Source organism: Burkholderia sp. Ac-20345, assembly GCF_017104825.1.
Taxonomy (GTDB): Bacteria; Pseudomonadota; Gammaproteobacteria; order Burkholderiales; family Burkholderiaceae; genus Burkholderia; species Burkholderia lata_B.
Window position 1 is genome coordinate 1 of sequence record NZ_JAAGPO010000083.1, and the last position, 23,764, is coordinate 23,764.

Annotated in this window: 22 protein-coding genes and 1 pseudogene; 11 read left to right on the plus strand and 12 right to left on the minus strand. The window is 67.0% G+C overall.

The window, feature by feature from the left end; genetic code table 11:
• The 5 genes and pseudogenes from G3O06_RS49225 to G3O06_RS26515 form a co-directional block, all read left to right on the plus strand.
• A pseudogene (locus tag G3O06_RS49225) lies at positions 1–149 on the plus strand (urea transporter); the annotation flags it as partial.
• Positions 124–900 (plus strand): class II aldolase/adducin family protein, encoded by a 777-nt coding sequence (locus G3O06_RS26500; protein WP_205818003.1) that lies wholly within the window; start codon positions 124–126, stop codon positions 898–900. The pseudogene G3O06_RS49225 and the gene G3O06_RS26500, both read left to right, overlap by 26 nt.
• Before the next feature lie 51 nt (positions 901–951).
• Positions 952–1,140, plus strand: coding sequence for a 4-oxalocrotonate tautomerase (locus G3O06_RS26505; protein ID WP_069251875.1), 189 nt, complete (start codon positions 952–954; stop codon positions 1,138–1,140).
• 380 nt (positions 1,141–1,520) lie between these two features.
• Complete coding sequence (locus tag G3O06_RS26510; RefSeq protein ID WP_205818004.1) at positions 1,521–1,742, plus strand: hypothetical protein; 222 nt, start codon at positions 1,521–1,523, stop codon at positions 1,740–1,742.
• A gap of 148 nt (positions 1,743–1,890) precedes the next feature.
• Positions 1,891–6,732: an NAD-glutamate dehydrogenase gene (locus G3O06_RS26515; RefSeq protein WP_205818005.1), complete on the plus strand. Its 4,842-nt coding sequence runs from the start codon at positions 1,891–1,893 to the stop codon at positions 6,730–6,732.
• A gap of 31 nt (positions 6,733–6,763) precedes the next feature.
• On the opposite strand, the gene G3O06_RS26520 is transcribed toward G3O06_RS26515, so the two are convergent.
• The 5 genes from G3O06_RS26520 to G3O06_RS26540 all read right to left on the minus strand — a co-directional run bounded on the left by G3O06_RS26520 (position 6,764) and on the right by G3O06_RS26540 (position 9,891).
• Positions 6,764–7,624: a class I SAM-dependent methyltransferase gene (locus G3O06_RS26520; protein WP_205818006.1), complete on the minus strand. Its 861-nt coding sequence runs from the start codon at positions 7,622–7,624 to the stop codon at positions 6,764–6,766.
• 7 nt (positions 7,625–7,631) lie between these two features.
• Positions 7,632–7,982, minus strand: coding sequence for a VOC family protein (locus G3O06_RS26525; RefSeq protein WP_174916590.1), 351 nt, complete (start codon positions 7,980–7,982; stop codon positions 7,632–7,634).
• Between the two features lies 1 nt (position 7,983).
• The gene (locus tag G3O06_RS26530) at positions 7,984–8,160 is read right to left on the minus strand and encodes a ribbon-helix-helix domain-containing protein (RefSeq protein ID WP_039344130.1); all 177 of its coding nucleotides are present in this window, start codon (positions 8,158–8,160) and stop codon (positions 7,984–7,986) included.
• A gap of 91 nt (positions 8,161–8,251) precedes the next feature.
• Positions 8,252–9,082 carry an arylamine N-acetyltransferase gene (locus tag G3O06_RS26535; RefSeq protein ID WP_205818007.1) on the minus strand — a complete coding sequence of 277 codons (831 nt, stop codon included), beginning with the start codon at positions 9,080–9,082 and terminating at the stop codon, positions 8,252–8,254.
• A 122-nt stretch (positions 9,083–9,204) separates the two neighbouring features.
• Entirely contained in the window at positions 9,205–9,891 is a 687-nt protein-coding gene (locus G3O06_RS26540; protein WP_205818008.1) for a hypothetical protein, read from the minus strand.
• A gap of 374 nt (positions 9,892–10,265) precedes the next feature.
• On the opposite strand from G3O06_RS26540, the gene G3O06_RS26545 reads away from it, so the two are divergent.
• Positions 10,266–10,511 (plus strand): hypothetical protein, encoded by a 246-nt coding sequence (locus tag G3O06_RS26545; protein ID WP_205818009.1) that lies wholly within the window; start codon positions 10,266–10,268, stop codon positions 10,509–10,511.
• On the opposite strand, the gene G3O06_RS26550 is transcribed toward G3O06_RS26545, so the two are convergent.
• Positions 10,454–11,938, minus strand: a complete 1,485-nt coding sequence (locus G3O06_RS26550; RefSeq protein WP_205818010.1) for an amidase — start codon at positions 11,936–11,938, stop codon at positions 10,454–10,456. The genes G3O06_RS26545 and G3O06_RS26550 overlap by 58 nt on opposite strands.
• 367 nt (positions 11,939–12,305) lie before the next feature.
• On the opposite strand from G3O06_RS26550, the gene G3O06_RS26555 reads away from it, so the two are divergent.
• The 3 genes from G3O06_RS26555 (at position 12,306) to G3O06_RS26565 (ending at position 14,375) form a co-directional block, all read left to right on the plus strand.
• Positions 12,306–12,740: a universal stress protein gene (locus G3O06_RS26555; RefSeq protein WP_174968887.1), complete on the plus strand. Its 435-nt coding sequence runs from the start codon at positions 12,306–12,308 to the stop codon at positions 12,738–12,740.
• Positions 12,741–13,364: 624 nt separating this feature from the next.
• Positions 13,365–13,613, plus strand: coding sequence for a hypothetical protein (locus G3O06_RS26560; RefSeq protein WP_021161497.1), 249 nt, complete (start codon positions 13,365–13,367; stop codon positions 13,611–13,613).
• A gap of 288 nt (positions 13,614–13,901) precedes the next feature.
• A complete protein-coding gene (locus G3O06_RS26565; RefSeq protein WP_174968886.1) occupies positions 13,902–14,375 on the plus strand; it encodes a nuclear transport factor 2 family protein in 474 nt (157 codons plus the stop codon).
• A gap of 12 nt (positions 14,376–14,387) precedes the next feature.
• On the opposite strand, the gene G3O06_RS26570 is transcribed toward G3O06_RS26565, so the two are convergent.
• Positions 14,388–15,143, minus strand: coding sequence for a BPL-N domain-containing protein (locus tag G3O06_RS26570; protein WP_205818011.1), 756 nt, complete (start codon positions 15,141–15,143; stop codon positions 14,388–14,390).
• A gap of 353 nt (positions 15,144–15,496) precedes the next feature.
• On the opposite strand from G3O06_RS26570, the gene acnB reads away from it, so the two are divergent.
• Positions 15,497–18,082, plus strand: coding sequence for a bifunctional aconitate hydratase 2/2-methylisocitrate dehydratase (gene acnB / locus G3O06_RS26575; protein ID WP_174997884.1), 2,586 nt, complete (start codon positions 15,497–15,499; stop codon positions 18,080–18,082).
• A 168-nt stretch (positions 18,083–18,250) separates the two neighbouring features.
• Here acnB and G3O06_RS26580 read toward each other — a convergent pair whose 3' ends face one another.
• From G3O06_RS26580 to G3O06_RS26595, 4 genes are all read right to left on the minus strand, one after another.
• Positions 18,251–18,664 carry a PPC domain-containing DNA-binding protein gene (locus tag G3O06_RS26580; protein WP_205818012.1) on the minus strand — a complete coding sequence of 138 codons (414 nt, stop codon included), beginning with the start codon at positions 18,662–18,664 and terminating at the stop codon, positions 18,251–18,253.
• A 116-nt stretch (positions 18,665–18,780) separates the two neighbouring features.
• Entirely contained in the window at positions 18,781–19,803 is a 1,023-nt protein-coding gene (locus G3O06_RS26585; RefSeq protein WP_205818013.1) for an FAD-binding oxidoreductase, read from the minus strand.
• 13 nt (positions 19,804–19,816) lie between these two features.
• Positions 19,817–21,484 carry a hydroxylamine reductase gene (hcp, locus tag G3O06_RS26590; RefSeq protein ID WP_205818014.1) on the minus strand — a complete coding sequence of 556 codons (1,668 nt, stop codon included), beginning with the start codon at positions 21,482–21,484 and terminating at the stop codon, positions 19,817–19,819.
• A gap of 194 nt (positions 21,485–21,678) precedes the next feature.
• Entirely contained in the window at positions 21,679–21,906 is a 228-nt protein-coding gene (locus tag G3O06_RS26595) for a DUF3079 domain-containing protein (protein WP_205818015.1), read from the minus strand.
• A gap of 177 nt (positions 21,907–22,083) precedes the next feature.
• Here G3O06_RS26595 and G3O06_RS26600 point away from each other — a divergent pair, with 177 nt between their 5' ends.
• Positions 22,084–23,010, plus strand: coding sequence for an ADP-ribosylglycohydrolase family protein (locus G3O06_RS26600; RefSeq protein ID WP_205818016.1), 927 nt, complete (start codon positions 22,084–22,086; stop codon positions 23,008–23,010).
• Between the two features lie 85 nt (positions 23,011–23,095).
• Here the strand turns inward: G3O06_RS26600 and G3O06_RS26605 are convergent, their stop codons facing one another.
• Positions 23,096–23,647 (minus strand): GNAT family N-acetyltransferase, encoded by a 552-nt coding sequence (locus G3O06_RS26605; RefSeq protein ID WP_174968879.1) that lies wholly within the window; start codon positions 23,645–23,647, stop codon positions 23,096–23,098.
• Positions 23,648–23,764: the final 117 nt, after the last annotated feature.

Below are 23,764 nucleotides of genomic sequence, written 5' to 3' on the forward strand. Positions count from 1 at the left end.
TACTGGCCGCGCTGATCCAGTGCCTCGCGACGCGCGCCGGCATTCCCGCGTTCACGGCCCCGTTCGCGCTCGCGTCATGGGTCACGGTGATCGTCGCGCGCCGCTTCACCTTCGGAGAACCCGATGTCGTCATTCGCACACCGTCCTGATGCCGTGAAACCCGGCGGCCCGATCTCGGACGCCGAACGCCAGATGCGCGTCGACCTCGCCGCCGCGTACCGGCTCGTCGCGCTGAACGGCTGGGACGACCTGATCTACACGCATCTTTCCGCGACCGTGCCCGGCGAGCCCGGCCACTTCCTGATCAACCCGTTCGGCCTCACGTTCGACGAAGTCCGCGCGTCGAATCTCGTGAAGATCGACCTGGCCGGCAACCGCATCGGCGACAGCGAGCATGCGGTCAACGTGACGGGCTTCGCGCTGCACGCGGCCGTGCACGCCGCGCGCGCCGACGCTGTGTGCGTGATGCATCTGCACAATACGGCCGGCATTGCCGTGTCGATCCAGCGCGACGGGCTGCTGCCTGCGTCGCAGCACGCGCTGCGGTTTCATGGCGACCTCGGGTACCACGACTACGAGGCGCTCGCGTTCTCGCCGGCCGAAGGCACGCGACTGACCGCGAGCCTCGGCACGAAATCCGCGATGCTGCTGCGCAACCACGGCACGCTGACGGTCGGCCGCACCGTGGCTGAAGCCTATGTGCTGATGGATACGCTGATCAAGGCGTGCGACATCCAGGTGCGCGCGCAGGCCGGCGGCGGGTCGCTCGTGCTGCCCGACCCGGCCGTCGCCGACCGGACCGCGGAACAGCTGCGCGACGGCGGCGCGATCGAGGGTGAACTGGAATGGCCGGCGCTGCTGCGCCGGCTCGACCGGATCGATCCGACGTATCGCGACTGACGCCACCGGCTCCCCACGAATCATTCACCCCAACCATCGGAGCACTCCGTCATGCCGACTTTCAATATCCAGCTCTTCGAAGGCCGCACCGTCGACCAGAAGCGCGAATTCGTCGAAGCCATCACGCGCGTCACGTGCGAGACGCTCGGTTGTGAGCCGGGCTCGGTCGATATCATCCTCACCGACGTGAAGAAAGAGAACTGGGCGACAGCCGGCAAGCTGTGGAGCGACGAGCGCTGAGCGTCTCCTCACATAGACTGCGCGCCGCCGGACCGCGATAGCGCGCAGCCTTCGTTTCTCTGCCGCAGGTTCGTCGTCGCCTTCATCTCCGCCCCCAATCAATTAGTTATCCCGATATATTCACATTGACATCGAGAAAAACAAAAATCACGATGCCACATTCGACACGCTAGCCAGTCAATCACCGTTCATCGGTGTTACCGCCAGCAATGAATCCAGGTATGACGCCGCAACCCAGAAACACGTCCAGTGCGCAATGGAGAGCAATGTGTCGAGCCAAGTGCTCTTCAATGACTTTGCCAACCGGAAACTTCGGATTCAAATTCTGGAACTGCGGCAACAGCTGCAATGCGTTGGCAGGATGTTAACGAGGTGAGCACATGATTACAGAGAAGCAAGTCGCAACCGCCCTGAACGATATGGTCTTACAAATGGGGGCTGATCTCGATCGCTCTCTACTGGCAGTCAAGGCATCCTGCCCGGATGCCGAATTCGTTGCCTATCGCGAATTCGTTTCTTCGCTGTTGAACACGATGCTGCTCGATTTCATGAACCCGCTCTACAAGCAGCATCCCGACCTGAAGCCGCCAGAACTGACCTAACTCACATGCGGCAGCGCCCGCGACGGGCGCTGCACGCGGCCTCCTCAGGCCACCGCTCGTTGTGCGCCCGCACATCGCTTTGTCACGCAATCGGCGCATAATGCCGGACAGACGCAGCAGCCGATGGCCACCCGACGAGGAGACCGCCATGGAAGCGAAGAACGAGGAAGTCGTCGCACACCTGCTCTCGGACGTCGTCGAATTCGCGCGCGGGCGCCTGCCCGAAGCCACGTTCCGGATCGTCGAACCCTTCCTGCGTCATTACTACGATTTCGTCGATGCCGACGATCTGCAGAGCCGCAGCATCGCCGATCTCTACGGCGCCGCGATGGCGCACTGGCAGACCGCCCAGAAATTCGTGCCCGGCAGCGAACGGCTGCGCGTGTACAACCCGATCGTCGAACAGCACGGCTGGCATTCCGATCACACGGTCATCGAGATCGTCAACGACGACATGCCGTTCCTTGTCGATTCGGTGACGATGGCCGTCAACCGCCTCGGGCTCGCGCTGCATTCGGCACTTCACCCCGTGTTCCGCATCTGGCGCGGTCGCGATGGCGGCATCGAGCGCGTCGATGCGGGCGGCGCGACGCCCGGCGACGGCCAGTCACAGCTCGCGTCGTTCATCCATTTCGAAGTCGACCGCTGCGGCGACGCCGCGCTGCTCAACACCTTGCGCAACGACATCGCGCGCGTGCTCGGCGACGTGCGCGCGTCGGTGGAAGACTGGCCGAAGATCGTCGACATCGCACGCGCGACGATCAAGGAAATGAAGGCGCGCGAATCGACCGCGGAAGACATCGAGGCGCGCGCGTTCCTCGAATGGATGGCCGCCGATCACTTCACGTTCCTCGGCCAGCGCGACTACGCGCTCGTATCCGACAGTTCCGGCTTCGGGCTGCGCGGTATCGAAGGCTCGGGTTTCGGCCTGCTGCGCGAATCGTTGCGCGCGCCCGATGCGCCCGACGTGACGCCACTGCCGACCGCCGCCGCCGACATCATCACCGGTCCGTGGCCGATCTTCCTCACCAAGGCGAATTCGCGGGCGACCGTACACCGGCCCGGCTATCTCGATTATGTCGGCGTGAAACTCGTCGGCGCCGATGGCAAGGTCGCGGGCGAGCGCCGCTTCATCGGGCTCTACACGTCGACCGCCTACATGGTGTCGAGCGCCGAGATCCCGATCGTGCGCCGCAAGTGCGCGAACATCGTGCGGCGCGCGGGCTTCCTGCCGAAGGGGCATCTCGGCAAGTCGCTCGTGACGGTGCTCGAAACCTATCCGCGCGACGAGCTGTTCCAGGCCGACGAAGACGCGCTCTACGACATCGCGCTCGGCATCCTGCGGCTGCAGGAACACCAGCGCACGCGCCTGTTCGTGCGCCGCGACCGCTTCGACCGCTTCGTGTCGTGCCTCGTGTTCGTGCCGCGCGACAAGTACAACACCGACCTGCGCCGGCGCATCGCGAAGCTGCTGATCGATGCGTACAACGGCGTGAACGTCGAATTCACGCCGCTGCTGTCGGAATCGGCGATCGCGCGCATTCATTTCGTCGTGCATGCGGAACCGGGCACGATGCCCGACGTCGACACGCGCGAACTCGAAACGCGGCTCGTGCAGGTCACGCGCCGCTGGCAGGACGATCTCGCCGACGCGCTGCTCGACGCATTCGGCGAAGAGCAAGGCAACCGCCTGCTGCAGCGCTATGCCGACTCGTTCCCGGCCGGCTACCGCGACGACTATCCGGCGCGCACCGCCGTGCGCGACATCGAGCTGATCGAGCGCGTGAAGGATTCCGGGCAACTCGCGATGAACCTGTACCGGCCGATCGAGGCCGAGGCGCGTGCGTTCCGCTTCAAGGTCTATCGCGCGGGCGACCCGATCGCGCTGTCGCGCAGCCTGCCGATGCTCGAGCATCTCGGCGTGCGCGTCGACGAGGAGCGGCCATACCGGATCCAGACGCAGGATGCCGCGCATGCGTGGGTACACGACTTCGGCCTCGAGCTCACGGATGACACCGAGTTCGACATCGAGCGTGTGAAGGGCCTGTTCGAGGATGCGTTCGACCAGATCTGGAGCGGCCGGATCGAGAACGACGATTTCAACCGCCTCGTGCTGCGCGCCCACCTGAGCGCACGCGAAGTGACGATCCTGCGCGCGTATGCGAAGTATCTGCGGCAAGTCGGCTCGACCTTCAGCGACGCCTATATCGAGCGCGCGCTGACCGGCAACCCGGCGATCGCGCGGCAGCTCGTCGAGCTGTTCCTGCTGCGCTTCGACCCGGCCACCGGCGACACGCGCGACGTGCAGGCCGAGCGGCGGCTGTTGGCGATCGAAGGCGCGCTCGACCAGGTGCCGAACCTCGACGAGGACCGCATCCTGCGCCAGTTCCTCGGCGTGATCAACGCGACCGAGCGCACGAACTACTTCCTGCTCGACGCGAACGGCGAATCGAAACCGTACCTGTCGTTCAAGTTCAATCCGGCGAAGGTGCCGGGCCTGCCCGAACCGAAGCCGATGTTCGAGATCTGGGTGTATTCGCCGCGTGTCGAGGGCGTGCACCTGCGCGGCGGGCGCGTCGCGCGTGGCGGCCTGCGCTGGTCGGATCGCCGCGAGGATTTCCGCACCGAAGTGCTCGGGCTGATGAAGGCGCAGATGGTGAAGAACGTCGTGATCGTGCCGGTCGGCTCGAAAGGCGGCTTCGTCGTGAAGAACCCGCCGCCGCCGAGCGATCGCGAAGCGTGGATGCGCGAAGGCATCGCGTGCTACCAGACCTTCCTGCGCGGCCTGCTCGACCTGACCGACAACCTGGTGAGCAACGCGATCGTGCCGCCGCCCGACGTCGTGCGTCACGATCCGGATGACCCGTACCTGGTCGTCGCCGCCGACAAGGGCACGGCCACCTTCTCCGATTACGCGAACGCGATCTCGCACGAATACGGCTTCTGGCTCGACGACGCGTTCGCGTCCGGCGGCTCGGTCGGCTACGACCACAAGAAGATGGCGATCACTGCACGCGGCGCTTGGGAATCGGTGAAGCGGCACTTCCGCGAGATGGGCATCGATACGCAGACGACCGACTTCACGGTGGTCGGCGTCGGCGACATGTCGGGCGACGTGTTCGGCAACGGGATGCTGCTGTCGCCGCATATCCGGCTGGTCGCCGCGTTCGATCACCGGCACGTGTTCCTCGACCCGAACCCCGATCCCGCGACGAGCTTCGCCGAGCGCGCGCGCATGTTCGCGCTCGAACGCTCGAGCTGGGCCGACTACGATCCGGCATCGATCTCGTCGGGCGGCGGCGTCTATCCGCGCACCGCGAAGACGATCCCGCTGTCGCCGGCCGTGCAGGCCGCACTCGGCATCGACGCGCACGCGCTGCCGCCGGCCGAGCTGATCCGCGCGATCCTGCAGGCACCGGTCGACCTGCTGTACAACGGCGGCATCGGCACCTACGTGAAGGCCGCGCGCGAAACCCACCTGCAGGTCGGCGACCGCGCGAACGACGCGGTGCGCGTGAACGGCACGGACCTGCGCTGCAAGGTGGTCGGCGAAGGCGGCAACCTCGGCTGCACGCAGTTCGGCCGGATCGAGTTCGCGCAACGCGGCGGCCGCATCAACACCGATGCGATCGACAATTCGGCCGGCGTCGATTGTTCGGATCACGAAGTCAACATCAAGATCCTGCTCGGGCTCGTCGTGTCCGACGGCGAAATGACCGAGAAGCAGCGCAATGCGCTGCTCGCGGAGATGACCGACGAAGTCGGGTTGCTCGTGTTGCGCGACAACTACTACCAGACGCAGGCGCTGTCGATCGCCGGCCGCTATGCGGTCGAACTGCTCGACGCCGAGGCGCGCCTGATGCGCTGGCTCGAACGCGCAGGTCGCCTGAACCGCGTGATCGAATTCCTGCCGACCGACGACGAAGTCGCCGAACGCCAGGCCGCGAAGCTCGGGCTCACGTCGCCGGAACGCGCGGTGCTGCTCGCGTACAGCAAGATGTGGCTGTACGACGCGCTGCTCGAATCCGACGTGCCCGAGGATCCGCTGGTGGCCGCGATGCTCGTCGACTACTTCCCGAAGCCGCTGCAGCAACGCTTCAGCGAACCGATGCGCCGCCATCCGCTGCGCCGCGAAATCCTCGCGACGCACCTGACCAACGCGCTCGTGAACCGCGTCGGCTGCGCGTTCGTGCACCGGCTGATGGAGGAAACCGACGCGCAGCCCGGCGACATCGTGCGGGCGTGCATCATGGCGCGCGACGTGTTCGACCTCGATGCGGTGTGGCGCGACATCGACGCGCTCGACAACCGTGTCGCCGACGACGTGCAGGCGCGCATGTTCGTCGACGTCGCGCGGCTGCTGGAGCGCGCGGCGCTGTGGTTCCTGCGGCACCTGCAATCCGGCGCGGTGGCCGACGGCGGCGTTGCCGAGCTGATCGCGCGCTGTCGCGATGCGGCCGAGCGGCTGGCGCCGCAATTGCCGTCGCTGCTGCCGGGCGACGATCTCGAAGCGCTGTCCGAGCGGCAGCGCGTGCTGGTCGAAGCCGGCGTCGACAGCGCGCTTGCGGTGCGCGTCGCGAGCGGCGACATCTCGGCCGCGCTGCTCGACATCGCCGAAGTGGCCGCGACCAGCAACCGCAGCCTCGAACTCGTCGCGGGCGTCTATTTCTCGCTCGGTACGCTGCTCAATTACAGCTGGATCGGCGAACGGGCGGCAACGCTGCCGACGCCGACGCACTGGGACATGCTGGCGCGCGCGGCCGCGCTCGCGGAAGTCGCGCGCCTCAAGCGCACGCTGGCGACGAGCGCGCTCGCGGAATCGCCGGATTCGACCACGCCGGAGACGATCGTCGGCGCGTGGCGCACGCGCCGCGAAGCCGCGCTCGCGCGCTACGAGCACCTGCTCGCTGACCTGCGCGCGTCGGGCGGCGCAAGCCTCGCGGTGCTGCTGGTGATCGTGCGGGAAATGGCGGTGCTCGAACGGGCGTGATGATCGCAACGGTCGCTACGGTCGCGACGGCTCAGACCGTCGCGACCAGCAGCTCTTCCGCGTTGTTCGGCGGCCGCAGGCCGTCGGTGCGATCGGCAAAGTAACGGCGCGTCAGTTCGGCTGCCGATACGTGCGCGGCTTGCGCGAAGCCGGCCTCCCACGCGAGCGCCTGGATCTGCGCCGGCATGAAGAAGCTGATGAACGGCGTGCCGCTTGCGCGCGCGCCCTTCGCGGCCATTTCCAGCCCCGGACGCACGTCGGGATCCGCATTCTCCAGCGGCAACAGGAACGTCATCGCGAGCGTCGAGCCCGGCGCGAGCGACGCGACTTCGCGCAACGCGGCCGCATTCGCTTCGTGCGTCAGGTACATGCTGACGCCGGTGGACACCACGACTGCCGGCTTGCCGGCATCGAAGCCCGCGCCGACGAGCGCAGCGCGCCACGACTGTTTCGCCTCGAAATCGACCGGCACGAAACGCAGCCAGTCAGGCACGCCGAAACCAAGCTCGACCAGGCGGCGCTGCTTCCAGGCCTGCGGCGCGGGCGGGTCGACTTCGAAGACGGTCACACGCGACGCCATGTCCGGCCGGCGCTGCACGAAGCTGTCGAGGCCCGCGCCGAGGATCACGTACTGGCTCACGCCGCGCGCGGCCTGCTCGGCCACCAGATCCTCGATGAAGCGCGCCCGCGCGACGATCGACGCACGGAACGGCCGCGTGAACTGCGGATCCATGTCGCCGCGCTGCTGCCAGCCGGGTTCCGGGGCGAGCAGTTGCAGCCCGACTTCGTCGGCGAGCACATGCGGCGGCGCGTCGAGTTCGACGTGCAATGCGCGCCACAGCGCGACGCGCGCGGCCGTGCTGTCGGGGGCGCTTTCGCGGGGTTCGGTCATGGCCGCCTCACGCGCCCTGCTTGCCCGGCGCCTGCAGGCGCCACACGCGGCCGTCCGGATCGCGCACGGTCATGTCGCGCGTGCCCCAGTGGGTGTCCTCGAACGGCGTGACGACGTCGACGATCGGCTGCGGCTGCACCGCCTGTTCATCCGCCACCTTGAGCACGACCTGCATGTCCGGCGTCTCGCCCGGCGGCACTTCGGCGATGAACAGGAAGGGGCCGTCGCCGCTGCGCAGCTGGCCCGAGTGGTGATCGGTTTCGAACTCCAGCGTGAAGCCCAGCGCCTGGAAGAACTTGGCTGACTTGCCCCAGTTGTGCGTGGTCAGGTACACGGCTTCGATTCGCTCGGATGACATGTCACTCCTCCTTGGTGGACGGCCCCGCGCCCGGCGGCGGCGCGGCCAGGTACGCGCGCAATGCGTCGGCCACCAACGCGGACAGCGATTGCTCCGTTTCGATGGCGCGATGCTTGACCTGCCGGATCAGGCTGAGCGGCAGGTACACGTTGAACTGCTTCACTTCTTCGTCGGTCATGGAGGCTAGTATGCTAGCAATCTAGCAAATGTCAACCGCGGGCGCGGCCCGTGTTTGCGGGCCGCCATTGGCTATCGCTCATGAATCCCGGTTACGTCGCGGCGCGCGCCGCCAGCCGCGCGAACAGCGCGTCGAGATCGAATCCCGTCGTATCGATACCGATCGTGTCGCGCAGGCACTCGCCCCATGCGGCCGCATCGTCGAACGTGACGGTGCGCCCGACGCCTGCCGCATCGCGGATCGTCAGCGTGGTGTTGCGCAGCGCAGCGCGGCCGTCCGGCAGCACGCGGCAGGCGATCAGGTTGTGCAGGAAGATCGATTCAGGATACGTCGACGTGAACCAGTTCGCGGCGTCGTAATCGATCCACTCGACCCGCTTCGGCTGGAAGCGATAGGTGGTCTGCCAGCCGTCGGGCGTCTCGATCTGCATCTCGAACTCACCGTCGACCGGCGCGGCGACGACGCGGAACGCGCCGTGCGGCGTCAGCTGCCGCTCGTCCGGCACGAAACGCAGCGGCGCGGTCAGCGTGGCGCTGCCGAAGCCGATATCCGCGAGCCAGGCCGCGCCGTCGAGATCGATACGCAGCAGCATGTGCGTATGCGCGGTGGCGGCTTCCGGCGGCTGCATCCAGCGCACGCGCGCGATCATCGGCGTCACGCGAAAGCCGATCGTCGTGAGCGCGGTGTAGAACAGCTTGTTGAGTTCGAAGCAGTAGCCTCCGCGGCGATGCTCGATCACCTTGTCGACGATCGAGGGCAGGTCGAGCGCGACGCGCGCACCGGTCAGCGGATTGAGGTTTTCGAACGGAATCGCCTGCGGGTGCAGCAGATGCAGCCGGCGCAGCACGTCGAGCGTCGGCTCGACCGGGCCGTCGTAGCCGATGCGGGAGAAATAGCGCGAGAGGTCAAACGAGTCTGTCATGAACCTGCACCGAAAAAAGGGACACGCCACGATAGCATCGCGCGCAATCCCCATGTTGGGCGGGGTGATCTTCGTCGTCGCACGCGATGCCGGCACCGCATCGCGCGCCGCCCCGCGCAACGTTACGGCAGCAGCTTCAGCGCGGACGATGCGACCGACGGCACCGAAATGCCCTGGCTCGTCGCGAACTGCACGGCCTGGCTGAGCGTCGCAGCGAGCGACTGCAACTGGCCCGGCGCGCTTTGCGCAATATACGACGCAGCCTGCATGTTCTGCGGATTCAGACCCGACTGCAACAGCGACGCCGCGCTCGTCGAGCCGAGATTGCCGAGGCCGGATTGCAGCTGCGAATACTGCGTGAGCCCCTGCCCGAGCGACGCGAGGCCGTTGCTGAACGCCTGCTTGTCGATCGGCCCGTGCGTCGCGCCGCCGCTCGCGAATGCCTGGCCGAGCGCCTGCGACACCGATTGCTGCGCGCCGCCCATCTGCGACAGCGCGGCCGGCGTCAGCGCGTCGCCGCCGGCCAGCTGGCTCGCGGCCTGCTGCGCCTGCCCGGCCGCGCCGGTCAGGCCCATCGACGACGCGAGCGACGACTGGCCGGTCAGCACCTGCTGGTTCGCGCCGACATAGGCCTGCAGCAGTTGTGCGACGACGCCCTGCGCGGGCGCCGCCTGCTGCTGCCCGCCGCCGAGCAGCGATGCGCCGAGCGATTGCAGGTCGAGCTGCGCGTGCGCAGTACCGCTTGCCAGGATGCCGAACGCGATGCCTGCCAAGGCCAGGTGCCGGCCCGTCGCGCGAATCTGCTTCATGTGTTGTCCTCGTGCCCGAATTGTTGAGGCCGATATTGTCGAAGCGCGCCGCGCGCCGCCGCAACGACTGAAACACATCGAAACGAAATCACGCCATGCGGCGGCTTGCAATTCCGCGGCTGGTGTCCGCGCTCGGGCGGATTCGTCCGCGATTACCGTGCGATATCGGGCGGGGGCTGGAATTCGTTCGCGAGCCGCATCAATGGCGGCGGAAGCTGGGGCTGGCAAAGTGGCGCGGCTGGTGGTCGGCCGGGCGCCGTACGTCTTGAACGGCACGTCGAATTCACCATCGACCGGCGCGGCGGCGGCGCGGAACGTGCCGTGCCGCGTCGATGACATGACGCCACGCCGTCGCGCAACGTGCCCGACGCGGCGTGACGCGCGCCGACGAGCAACACAGTCGGGAATCAAAGCAAAACGGGCGGCTTGTCGCCGCCCGCTTCTCCATCCACTACCGGCCGTTCGCAACCGGCTTCGGCTTCGGCTTCGGCTTCGGCTTCGGCTTCGGCTTCGGCTTCGGCTTCGGCTTCGGCTTCGGCTTCCGGCTATCTGCCAGCGCGCGTTACGCAGCCATCCACGCCGGCACCCGCCCACCAACCCGCTCGGCCGCCCGCTCGTAGCCGCGTGCGAGCTGCAGCACCGCGAGATCGGCGCGCGGACGCCCGATCAGCTGCATCCCCATCGGCAGCCCCGCGTCGTTGAAGCCGACCGGCACGCTGATCACCGGGCAGCCGGCCAGCGTCCACGGCACGACCGTTTCCATCCAGCGGTGGTAGGTATCCATCGGGCGACCCGCGATCTCCTTCGGCCAGCGCTGCTCGACGTCGAACGGGAACACCTGCGCGGTCGGCGCCGCGATGAAGTCGTAGCGGTCGAAGAAGCTGAGAACGGCCTGATGCCACGCGGTGCGCTCGACGCTCGCGTCGAACACGGCCGCGCCCTGCATCGCGAGCAGCCCTTCGACCTCGTAGATCGCCTCGGGCTTCAGCAGCGCACGCCGCGCCGGGTCGCGATAGTGCGCCAGCAGCCCGCCACCGGACAGCAGGTGCCGGTGCGCGAGCCACAGGCGCCAGATCCGGTCGGGCGCGAACGCCGGCAGCGCGGCATCGACGTCGCAGCCGATCTCGCGCAGCGTCGCCAGCCCCTGCTCGCACAGCGCAAGCACGCCGGCCTCGGTCGCGAGATAGCCGTTCCAGTCGCCGACCCATGCGATGCGCTTGCCGCGCAGGTCGGCGTCGAGCGGCTGCGCGAACACGGCCGGATCCTCCGCGAGCGACAGCGGATCGTTGCGGTCGTAGCCGGCCTGGATGGCAAGCAACTGCGCGACGTCGCCGACCGTGCGGCCCATCGGCCCTTCGATGCCGAGTTGCTGCATGTACACGTCGACGCCCGGCCAGCGCGGCACGCGGCCCTGCGACGGCCGGAAGCCGTAGATGTTGCAGAACGCGGCCGGATTGCGCAGCGAACCGCCAAAATCGCTGCCGTCCGCCACCGGCAGCATCCGCGACGCGAGCGCCGCCGCCGTGCCGCCGCTGCTGCCGCCCGCGCTCTTCGTCAGGTCGTACGGGTTGCGCGTCGCGCCATAGACTTCGTTGAACGTGTGCGAGCCGAGCCCGAATTCGGGCGTGTTGGTCTTGCCGATGAAGATCGCGCCGGCCGCGCGCATCCGCGCGACGCCCACGGAATCGGCCTGCGGCACGTTCTCGCGGAAGATCGGCGAACCGTAGGTCGTCCGCAGCCCCTTCGTCATCGCCAGATCCTTCGGCGCCTGCGGCATCCCGTGCATCCAGCCGTGGTACTCGCCGCGCGCCAGCGCGGCATCCTTTTCCGCGGCTTCGGCGAGCAGTGCGTCGCGATCGCGCAGCGCGACGATCGCGTTGACCGCGCCGTTCACGCGCTCGACGTGATCGAGGTACGCACACATCGTCTCGACGCACGACACGGCCTTGCTGCGGATCGCCGACGCGAGCTCGCCCGCCGACAGGCGCACGATCGGGTCGACGGGGATGGAAGCGGGAGCGAGAAGCTGCGGGGCGCCGTGCGGCATGCGGAGTCTCCTGGAATCGGAATGGGATGGCGGGCCGCACGGCGGCGGTCGCTCCCGAACCGGCCGGGGGCGGCCGCGCCGCGGCCGATGCACTACTCTACGCGACGCCAGATCGGCGACCTCCGATATTTTCCGCCGCGATTCATTGCGGATCCGACTAAATCGGGGTGGCAAGCCACGGGTCGCCCACGCCGCCCCGGTCGATGAAATCGTTTATGCGCATAAACTTAAATTTCTTATATTTCTATTAGGCGCGGCACGACGCGGCGGGCGTTAACGACATTTTTACGCGGTCGCCCGTTCTCTTTAGATCGTTCGTCCCGGCGGCGCGCTACGCTGGAATCATCTCGTTTCCTGGACAACGTTCATGCTCAAGCTGCTGGTTCCGGTCGGCCACTCTCCCCGCTCGCTTCAGGCGGTTCGCCACGCGACCTTCCTGTATCGCGAACGGTGCGCGTCGGAGATCGTGCTGATCAACGTTCAGGCACCGCTCGAATCGACGCGGCTCGAGGCCTACCATCCGCTGTCGCGGCTGCGTTCCATCGAGGAGAAGTTCGCGTCCGACGATCTGGCCATGGCCGAGCGGATCCTGCGGGAAGCTGGCGTCAAGTACAGCGTCGTGATGAAGGTGGGCCCGGTGGCCGATACGATCGCGTCCGTCGCGGCCGAGACGGGGTGCGACGAGATCGTGGTCGTCGCGCCGCGGCACGATCCGTTGCATGCGCTGATGTCGGTGTTCCGCCGCAGCGTGATGAGCCGGCTGGTGCGGATTTCGAATGTGCCGGTCACGGCCGTGCAATGACGGGGATGACGCGCGGCGGCGCGTCGACGGCTCGTTCGATGACGGGCCGCAGGCTTGCAACGAGCGGTGCGGCACGTGTGCGCGTTGCCGCTCACGTGCGCACCGGCCTTCTCGCAACGCTTAATCGATGACCTTGCGCCAGAACACGAAATGGGCGGCGGCCGTTGATGCAACGAGCAGGATGGCCCACATCGGGGCGAGGCTGATCAGGACAGAAGAGACGTTAAGCATTTGGATTCCTCACTATTTCGATAGCGACGTTCAACACGCAACTGCTTGCCGGAACCGATGCATTCGACCGCGATCGCGTTCCGTCAAATCATGCATTCATGCTATCGCTTTGAACGGCCACGCGACCGCCCCCTCCCGTCCGTAACCTGACATTCGTCAAACTCGCGCGAATCGCGTGCCTGTCGAGCTGAAATTCGTCGCGCGAATGCCTCGCCGTCCGCCCCGTTTCGCCGGCCAGTCGCATTGAAGCTGCGCCCTCCTTGCGCACGCAAACCACGAAAAACGGGACAGGATCACCCCGCCCGCCCCGTTTCAGCAGACGTTTACCGGGGGAACCCCCAAGTGCTTCGTCAAACGGGTCCGCGTTACGCTTGAGTGACGAGGAGACGAACCATGAGACGAGCCGTACATATCGCTGTTTTCGCACTGCTGGCATATCTCATTGGCGATCGCGCGATCCTGCATGCGCAAGGCCGCGACACCAGCCCGCTCGCGTGCGAACAGGGCGCCGCGCAAGTGAAGGTCGACGCGCTCGGCCGCGGCTTCGGCGAAGCCGCCGCCAGCAGCCAGGGCGAGGCATTCATGTCGGGCTGCCTGGTGACGGGGCGCGGCAACCAGGACGTCGCGCTGGCGAACCGCTGACGCGCATCCGTTGAGGTGCCGGTCGCGTTCGGATCACGACGGCTAGGCCGGCGCCGCGCGACCGCATCCATTTCCGCCTTTTCGATCGATATTGCGACCCATGTCACGGTCCGGACGGCGGTCGCACCGAACGTCCACACGTGACCTGTATCGTCGCGGGGAAGACGCGTCGACATCGGTTCGATCGGGGCATCCTTGCCGTCTGGCACGCACCTGTCGATCAACCAGCCGAATTTCCGGCCGGCGCATCGAAACCCCGCTTCATCTCCAACGACAACCCACCCAACGATGAGCCATCCGCACACCGAGTTGATCCAGCGCTTCTACACGGCGTTCCAGCAGCGCGACATCGACGGGATGCTCGCCTGCTATGCCGATGACGTCGTGTTCAGCGATCCCGCATTCGGCGAACTGCGCGGCGACCTCGCACGCGACATGTGGCGCATGCTGGTCGCGCGTGCGCAGGACTTTTCATTGACGTTCGGCGACGTCGACGCGGACCAACAGGCCGGGCGCGCCAAGTGGATCGCCCAATACCGGTTCACCACGACCAACCGCATGGTGGTCAACCGGATCGATGCGCGGTTCCGGTTTCGCGACGGACTCATCGTCGAGCATCGCGACAGCTTCGACCTGTGGCGCTGGTCGCGTCAGGCGCTGGGACTGAAGGGCGCCCTGCTCGGCTGGACGCCTTTCGTGCAACGCGCGATCCGCGCGCAGGCAAGGAAGAATCTCGACGCGTATCGCGCCAAACGGAAGTAGCGCACGCAACCGTTATGGCTTCATCGTCGCGTTGATCAGGTCGTAGGCCATGTCCGGCAGAACGCCGTCCGGATTCTTGAGACCGTACTGGCGATACCAGCTTTCGTCGGCTTCGGGATGCGGGCCGACGAGCCCGACGCGCCCTTTGCCGTAACGATAGGTCGCGGCCGCGATATCGCGGTTCGGATAGGTCGCCAGCACCATCGCGCCAGGGGCGGCCGGGAGCATCGCGCCGTCCTGGAAGTAGATCCAGCGCTTTTTCCCGCGCCATACCACCGGCGTCACCGTGTCGGCGATACCGTGGACTGTCGAGCCCGGCCGGCCGACCTCGGAGTCGAACTCGCCGTCGACCAGCCCGAAACCCGGGTCGCCCGCCAGGTAGGCACCCATGCAGATGCCCAGATAGCGCCCACCGTTCGACACGTATTGCCGCACGGCCTTGATCGAATGCTTCCCGATGCTGGCCACCGCGCCGGGGATGTCCTGCCCGCCGCCCGGCTGGACATAGAGCGCGGCGCCCGCCAGGACGGCGGGCGTGATCTTGAGTTTTTCCGCCGGCCCGACGTAGATCACCCGGAACTTGTGTTCCGACTCACGCAGGCGGCTGGCGATCGTCTCGGGACAGCCATCGCACGCGGCCGGGCCACGATAGACCAGTGCGACGGGACGGCCGGCGGAGCCGCTCGTCGCGTCGTCGGCCGCAGCCGCATGAACGACCGACGACGCGACGAGCGCCACCACCACGAAAATCGATTCTCTGGATCGCATGTTCTTGAACGACGGGATTTGAGGGCTCGCGGCCATCCAGGACGAAGCGACCTGCACGCGCCGATGCTCGCCCCGCTTTTTGAAACCTGGTTGAAAGCCGCGTGAAATAGAGCGTAGGCGCGCGAAAGCGGCGTGTGTGTGCCGTTTCTTGCGTGCTTGTGCAGATATGTCGCCGCCGACTCCCCCGCGCCACCGCGCTTCCCCGCGCCCTGCGCGTCAACTCTTATATAAGACATAAGACATTTGACGTTAAAGAGCATTGAGATTAGAATCCCGCTGCAAAGCAGTGCCTGGAACAGCCCCGGAGTGCCGGCAAGGCCTTCCCCTCAAACGCAATATCAGCAGGTCTCCCCATGCTTGAAAACTTTCGTGCTCACGTGGCCGCCCGCGCCGCGCTCGGTATTCCTCCCCTGCCGCTGACGGCTCAGCAGACCGCCGAACTGGTGGAACTGCTGACGAACCCGCCCGCCGGCGAAGAGCAGACGCTGCTCGACCTGATCACCCATCGCGTGCCCGCAGGCGTCGACGAAGCCGCCCGCGTGAAGGCCGGCTTCCTGGCCGCCGTGGCCAAGGGCGAGACCGCCTGCCCGCTGCTCTCGCGCGAACGCGCCACCGAACTGCTCGGCACGATGCTCGGCGGCTACAACATCCAGCCGCTGATCGAGCTGCTGTCCGATGAAGCCGTGGCCGCCGTCGCCGCAGACGCACTGAAGAAAACCCTGCTGATGTTCGACCAGTTCCATGACGTCAAGGAACTCGCCGACAAGGGCAACGTGCACGCCAAGGCCGTGCTGCAAAGCTGGGCCGACGCCGAATGGTTCACGAGCCGTCCGGAAGTGCCGCAAAGCCTGACCATCACCGTGTTCAAGGTGACGGGCGAAACCAACACCGACGACCTGTCGCCGGCCCCGGACGCCACCACCCGCCCGGACATCCCGATGCACGCGCTGGCGATGCTGAAGAACGCACGCCCGGGCATCACGCCGGAAGAAGACGGCAAGCGCGGCCCGGTCAAGTTCATCGAATCGCTGAAGGAAAAGGGTCACCTGGTCGCCTACGTGGGCGACGTGGTCGGCACCGGCTCCTCGCGCAAGTCGGCCACCAACTCGGTGCTGTGGTTCACGGGCGAAGACATCCCGTTCGTGCCGAACAAGCGTTTCGGCGGCGTGTGCCTCGGCAGCAAGATCGCCCCGATCTTCTACAACACGATGGAAGACGCCGGCGCACTGCCGATCGAGCTCGACGTGTCGCAGATGGAAATGGGCGACGTGGTCGAACTGCGTCCGTATGACGGCAAGGCGCTGAAGGACGGCAACGTGATCGCCGAATTCCAGGTCAAGTCCGACGTGCTGTTCGACGAAGTGCGCGCCGGCGGCCGCATTCCGCTGATCATCGGCCGCGGCCTGACCGCGAAGGCACGTGAAGCGCTGGGCCTCGCGCCGTCGACGCTGTTCCGCCTGCCGCACCAGCCTGCCGACAGCGGCAAGGGCTTCTCGCTCGCACAGAAGATGGTCGGCCGCGCATGCGGCCTGCCGGAAGGCCAGGGCGTGCGCCCGGGCACGTACTGCGAACCGAAGATGACCTCGGTCGGCTCGCAGGACACCACGGGCCCGATGACCCGCGACGAACTGAAGGATCTCGCGTGCCTCGGCTTCTCGGCCGATCTCGTGATGCAGTCGTTCTGCCACACGGCCGCGTATCCGAAGCCGGTCGACGTGAAGACGCACCAGACGCTGCCGAACTTCATCAGCACGCGTGGCGGCATCGCGCTGCGCCCGGGCGACGGCGTGATCCACTCGTGGCTGAACCGCATGCTGCTGCCCGACACCGTCGGCACCGGCGGCGATTCGCACACGCGCTTCCCGATCGGCATCAGCTTCCCGGCAGGTTCGGGCCTGGTCGCGTTCGCGGCCGCCACCGGCACGATGCCGCTGGACATGCCGGAATCGGTGCTGGTCCGCTTCAAGGGCAAGATGCAGCCGGGCGTCACGCTGCGTGACCTCGTCAACGCGATCCCGCTGTACGCGATCAAGCAGGGCATGCTGACGGTCGCCAAGCAAGGCAAGAAGAACATCTTCTCCGGCCGCATCCTCGAAATCGAAGGCCTGCCCGACCTGAAGGTCGAGCAAGCATTCGAGCTGTCGGATGCGTCGGCCGAGCGTTCGGCAGCCGGTTGCTCGGTGCACCTGAACAAGGAACCGATCATCGAGTACCTGAACAGCAACATCACGCTGCTGAAGTGGATGATCGCGCAGGGCTACCAGGATCCGCGCAGCCTGCAGCGCCGTATCGAGGCGATGGAACAGTGGCTGGCCGACCCGCAACTGCTGTCGCCGGATGCAGACGCCGAGTACGCGGCCGTCATCGAGATCGACCTCGCCGACATCCACGAGCCGATCGTCGCATGCCCGAACGACCCGGACGACGTGAAGACGCTGTCCGACGTCGCAGGCGCGAAGATCGACGAAGTGTTCATCGGCTCGTGCATGACCAACATCGGTCACTTCCGTGCCGCGTCGAAGCTGCTCGAGGGCAAGCGCGACATCCCGGTCAAGCTGTGGGTCGCGCCGCCGACCAAGATGGACCAGAAGCAGCTGACCGAAGAAGGCCACTACGGCGTGTTCGGCACGGCCGGTGCGCGTACCGAAATGCCGGGCTGCTCGCTGTGCATGGGTAACCAGGCACAGGTGCGCGAAGGCGCGACGGTCATGTCGACGTCGACCCGTAACTTCCCGAACCGTCTCGGCAAGAACACGAACGTGTATCTCGGCTCGGCGGAACTGGCGGCGATCTGCTCGCGTCTGGGCAAGATCCCGACCAAGGAAGAGTACATGGCCGACATGGGCGTGCTCAGCGCGAACGGCGACCAGATCTACAAGTACATGAACTTCGACCAGATCGAAGACTTCAAGGAAGTGGCCGACACCGTGCAGATGTAAGCACGCGGAGCGGGCTGCGGCGGGTGGTTGACGTCGCAGCACACCACGCAATGGCGTCGCAGGCTGAATAGCCGCGGCGCCATTTTTTTATGCGGTGCCGAAACGAGCCCCCTGGGAGATGGCGGGAAAGCCGCGATGACCGGCGTTTCTAACGCCGCTTCGCGACATTCACGCGCCCTCGCCGCCCGGCTCGCGGCGGATCACCAGTTCGTTGAAGCCGGTGTGCGGGTCGGGTTCGCGCGCAAAGCGATGCGCGGGAAGTACGGCCAGCAGGATCTCGGCGGTCGTGCGCACCATGCAGCCGCTGGCCACGTGGCCGCCCGACACGCGGCCGACCACATCGGAAACGGACATGTGCAGGTGCGCGCCGTCCGGCGATACCGAGCCGGCCAGCGTCAGGATTTCGAGGTCGCCGCGCAGCTCGGTCGGCACGTCGGCCCCGGCAAAGCGCAACTGCGCAACGCTCAGGCTGCCGATGCCCTGGATCACGAATGCCGCACGCGCGTCGTGCTGACGCAATGCGTGCTCGATCGACGCGCGCAGGTCGTCGCCGGGGGAAAGACGCAGAGGGTGAGCTTGCATGGTCGAGCACCTGCCGATGGAGGATGGTGTCGACCAAGAGTACGTTCGCGCGGTGAATCCGGCAAGTCACCCGCACTCGGGAACATCGCGCGCCTGCGCCGCCACTGGCCCCGGCATCAGACAGTAAAACGCTCGCTCGCGAACTGCGTATCCGGCACGCCTGCCGTCATCGCCACGTCCCGCACCGCCTGCACGAGCAGCGGCGGCCCGCATACGTAGATGTCCGGCGGCGCATCGCTCTGCGCAAGCGCCGTGCGCAACGCGTCGGCCGGCGTGCCGCGCAACCCGCCCCACTTCTCGTCCGGAAGCCATACGCACAAATCGACGCGCAGTTGCGGCAGGTCCGCCTGCAATCGCGCGAGTTCATCGAGCATGAACAGTTCGCTTTCCTGATTGACGCCGAAAAACAGCCGGGCGTCGGCCATCTCCTGAAATTCAGCCATGCGCCGCAGCATCGACAGGATCGGCGCGAGCCCCGTACCACCAGCGACGAACCAGCGCGGCCGCAGGCTGTCCGTGAACAGCCCGAAGCCGCCCATCGGCACGCGCACGGTCAGCGGATCGCCTGGCCGCGCACGCTCGCGCAGGTACGTCGAAAACCAGCCGCCTGGCCGCAGCCGGATCAGGAACTCGAGGCGGCCGTCCCAGTTGCTCGTGTTCGCGAGCGAATACGGGCGGCGCACACCGCTGCCCGGCACCTCGAGTTCCGCGAACTGACCGGGCTCGAACTCCGCGGCCGAACCGAACGCGTCGTCGGGCTCGACCTGCAGCTCGACACGCATCGTGTCGGCCGCGATCGTGTCGAGCGCCGCGATCCGCGCGGTGCGCACGGGTACCGGATGCAGCAGCACCTTGGTCCGGTCGTACGGCGCGGCGACCTGCAGGTCGCCGCGCGGCCGGGTCCGGCACATCAGGACCGCGCCGCGCTGGCCGGCCGGCAGCACGCCGGCGCTGTCGGGCTGCATCTCGTACGCTCCGTCGACGACGGTCGCCTGGCAAGCGCCGCAGCTGCCGCGCCGGCATTGCGACGGCAGCGTGATATCGGCGTCGGCCGCGGCCGAGAGCAGATCCTGCTCGCTGCCGCAGTCGAAGCCGAAGCGCTCGCCGTCGCGTGTCGTGATCTCGATGCGATAGGTCATCGAACGATCCCGCTCAAGCGGCCTGGCGCGCCAGCGACGCGGCCAGGTCGGTGCCTGCGTCGCCGATCGGCTGGATGCCGAACTGCTCGACCAGCACCGCCAGCACGCCCGGCGTCACGAAGGCCGGCAGCGTCGGCCCGAGACGGATGTTGCGCAGCCCGAGCGCGAGCAGCGTCAGCAGCACGGCCGCCGCCTTTTGCTCGAACCACGAGATCACGAGCGACAGCGGCAGATCGTTCACGCCGCATTCGAATGCGTCGGCGAGCGCCGTCGCGATCCGGATCGCCGAGTAGCTGTCGTTGCACTGCCCGACGTCGAGCAGGCGCGGAATGCCGCCGATATCGCCGAACGCGTGCCGGTTGAAGCGGTACTTGTTGCAGCCGAGCGTCATCACGACCGTATCGTCGGGCGCCTGCTCCGCGAAGTCGGTGTAGTAGTTGCGGCCCGGCGCCGCGCCATCGCAGCCGCCGATCAGGAAGAAATGGCGGATCTGTCCGGCCTTGACCGCGTCGATGACCTTGTCCGCCACGCCGAGCACCGCATGCCGGCCGAAGCCTACCGTGATCGTCTCTTCCGGCGCCGTGGCCGGAAACCCGGGCAGTGCCTGCGCGGCGCGGATCAGCGTCGAGAAATCGTGATGCTCGAGATGGCGCACGCCCGGCCAGCCGACCGGCCCCGTCGTGAAGATCCGCTGCCGGTACAGCGGCATCGGCTCGATGATGCAGTTGGACGTCATCAGGATCGGCCCGGGGAAATGCGCGAAATCGCTCTGCTGATCCTGCCATGCGCCGCCGTAGTTGCCGACCAGGTGCGGAAACGCCTTCAGCGCCGGATACGCATGGGCCGGCAGCATCTCGCCGTGCGTATACACGTGAATGCCCGTGCCGGCCGTCTGTTCGAGCAGCGCGTGCAGATCGCCGAGATCATGGCCCGATACGAGAATCGACTTGCCCGCCACCGGCGACACGCGCACGGCGGTCGGTTGCTGCGCGCCGAAACGGCCGGTGTTCGCGCTGTCGAGCAACTCCATGACCGTCAGGTTCAGCCGGCCGAGGTCGAGTGCCTGCGTGAGCAGCGCGTTGACGTCGCTGGGGTCGCGCGCGAGAAACGCGAGCGCCGCCTCGATCCCCTCGTAGATGTCGTCGCGTTCGTAGCCGAGCACCCGCGCATGATGCGCATACGCGCACACGCCTTTCAGCCCGTACAGCACCAGCGCGCGCAGGCCGACGATATCCGCGCCCACCTTGTCGAGCCCGTTGTCCACGCCGACGCTCGCCGCCTGTTCCAGCAGGCCGGCCAGATCGTCCGCCGGCTGCCACATCGCCGGCCCGTGCTGCGCCCGGACGACCGTTCCCGCCGCCCGCGCGCTCGCTTCACATGCGGCCTTCACGCGGTCGCGCGTCTGCGCCGCTTCGCGCAGCAGCGCGACGAAACGGGCCGCATGGAAGTTCACGTTGGTCAGCGTCGTGAACATCGCATACAGCACGAACCGGTCGGCGTCGCGATCCGGTGCGCCCATCGCACGCGCGATCGCGCCGTATTGCGCAATGCCCTTCACCGCATGGACCAGCAGGTCCTGCAGGTCCGCCGTCGTTGCATCCTTGCCGCAGTTGCCTTTCGCCGATGCGCAGCCGGGCCGTGCGCCGGTCCGGGCGGTCTGTTCGCATTGATAGCAAAACACGGTGCTCTCCTTTCTCGATCATGGGGGTGCGGGTCGGCGCGATCGGCGGCGGAACACGCGTTCCTCACCGCCGGGCATCCCGCCCGCTTCAAGATGCGTTGTGCATGCATCTTTTTCCATGATGTTTCGGCACGCGTTTCGCAGCCCTGATGCAGATCAAGAAACCGGACGCACTCGGGTGAGGCAACTTGTCGCTATGACTGCCCGCCGGCTTCGGTGGCAGGTTCGCTTTCGTCGCCGGCATCCGCGCCTTCGATGCCCCAGTCGCCGTATCGATACCAGTCGTCACCGAGCAGCTCGCTCGGGTGCTGTGTACGGCTGGAGCCGTTGCCGCAGCGCATCGCGTGCGTCGCGCAGTAGTTGTCGCATCCCCAGCAGATCCGCTCCGGATGCACGGGATGCAGCGGAAATTTCCTGGCCATGATCTTGTCTTCCCGGTGTCGTTTCATCCGCTACCGTTCGACTCTAGTTCACCGGTGTACACGCGCCATGCGGCATTCGTTCGCACCGGCGGCACGGCATCGGCTAGGCACGCGCAGGCGATTGGTCTAGTCTCCACGGTATTCCGCGGCGCGAGCCGCCCATCCGAACCCTGCCCGATGACTGCCATTCCGAACCGACGATCCCGCCTGCGCGGCGGCCTGCTTGGCCTGCTGATCGGCGACGCGCTGGGCGTGCCGTACGAATTCCACGATGCCGCGTCGATCCCGCCGCCCGCCGCGATCGACATGACGCCGCCACCCGGCTTTGCGCGTGCACACGACGGCGTGCCGCCCGGCACCTGGAGCGACGACGGCGCGCAGGCGCTCGCGCTGCTCGCCGCGTTATCGGACGACCGCGAGCTGAATCTCGACACGTTCGCCCGCAACCTGCAGGACTGGTTTCATCGCGGCGCCTTCACGCCGGACGGCCGCGTGTTCGACGTCGGCCTGCAAACGCAGCGCGCACTCCATGCGCTGGCTGCCGGCACCGCGCCTGCCGTTGCCGGCCCCGGTGGCGAACGCGACAACGGCAACGGCTCGCTGATGCGCTGCTTTCCGGTGGTGATGGTCGCCGCATCGCGCGACGAAGCGATCCGGCTCGCGTGCAGGCAGAGCGTCGTCACGCACGGCCACGTGCGATCGCAGCTGGCCTGTGCACTCTATGGCCTGACGGCATGGGGCATCGTCGAAGGCCTGCCCGCGCCCGACGCGGTGCGCGCGGCCGAAGACGAGCTGCTGACGCGCTACGCGGGCACCGCCGACGAGATCGAACTGAAGACCGTGCTCGATGGCCGCTTCGACGCACCGCAAGGATCCGGTTACGTGGTCGACAGCTTCTGGTCGTCGATCCATTGCCTGCTGTCGACGGGCAGCTACGAGGCCTGCGTGAAGCGCGCGATCGCGCTCGGCAACGACACGGATACGACGGCGGCCATCGCCGGCAGCCTCGCCGGCGCGCTGTATGGCGAGCACGCATTGCCCGCCCGGTGGGTCGCGGCGCTGCGCGGGAAAGAACAGATCGAGGGCTGGCTCGCGAAACCCTGAGCGTTCGTCGAGAAAATCCGGCAGACAACCGCCGGGATTGACATGACCGGGCCTTCACCGGCCCGGCCGCATCATGCTTCACACTTCACGCGCGCCGGTCGCTCGCCAGCAACCCGTACAGCGCGCTGTCCGACACTTCGTCGCCGACGATCCAGCGTTCGCGCAGCAACCCTTCCCGCGCGAAGCCGAGCCGTTCGAGCAGCCGCGCCGACGCGACGTTGCGCGGATCGATATCGGCTTCGAGTCGGTTCAGCCGCAGCGTGCCGAACGCGTGATCGATCACGGCCGACGCCGCTTCGCGCATGTAGCCGCCGCTCCAGTACTTGCGCTGCAGGCTGAAGCCGATCTCGGCGCGCCGGCATTGCTCGTTCGCATGGAACAGCACGCATTCGCCGATCGCTTCGCCGGTTTCCCGCAGTTCGAGCACGCAGATCTGGTCCTGCCCGCTCGCGGACGTCGTCAGGTTGCGCGCGACGCGCTCGATCGCCTGTTCGATGTGCGTCATCGGCGAGAACGAGAAATAGCGCATCGCTTCCGCATCCGACCAGATCTCGAAAAACGCGTGCGCGTCGGCTTCGCGTAGCGGCCGCAGGACGAGGCGGGAAGTATCCAGCGTGACGGGTTCGAACAGGGGCATGGCGACAGTCGGTCGAAAAACGGGATCGTGAATTAGAACACGCGAACCGCAAGTCAGCCATTTCGTGCGTTCGCACGCCCCATTCCCCCTCGGCACCCGGTGGCCGCCAAACAAAAA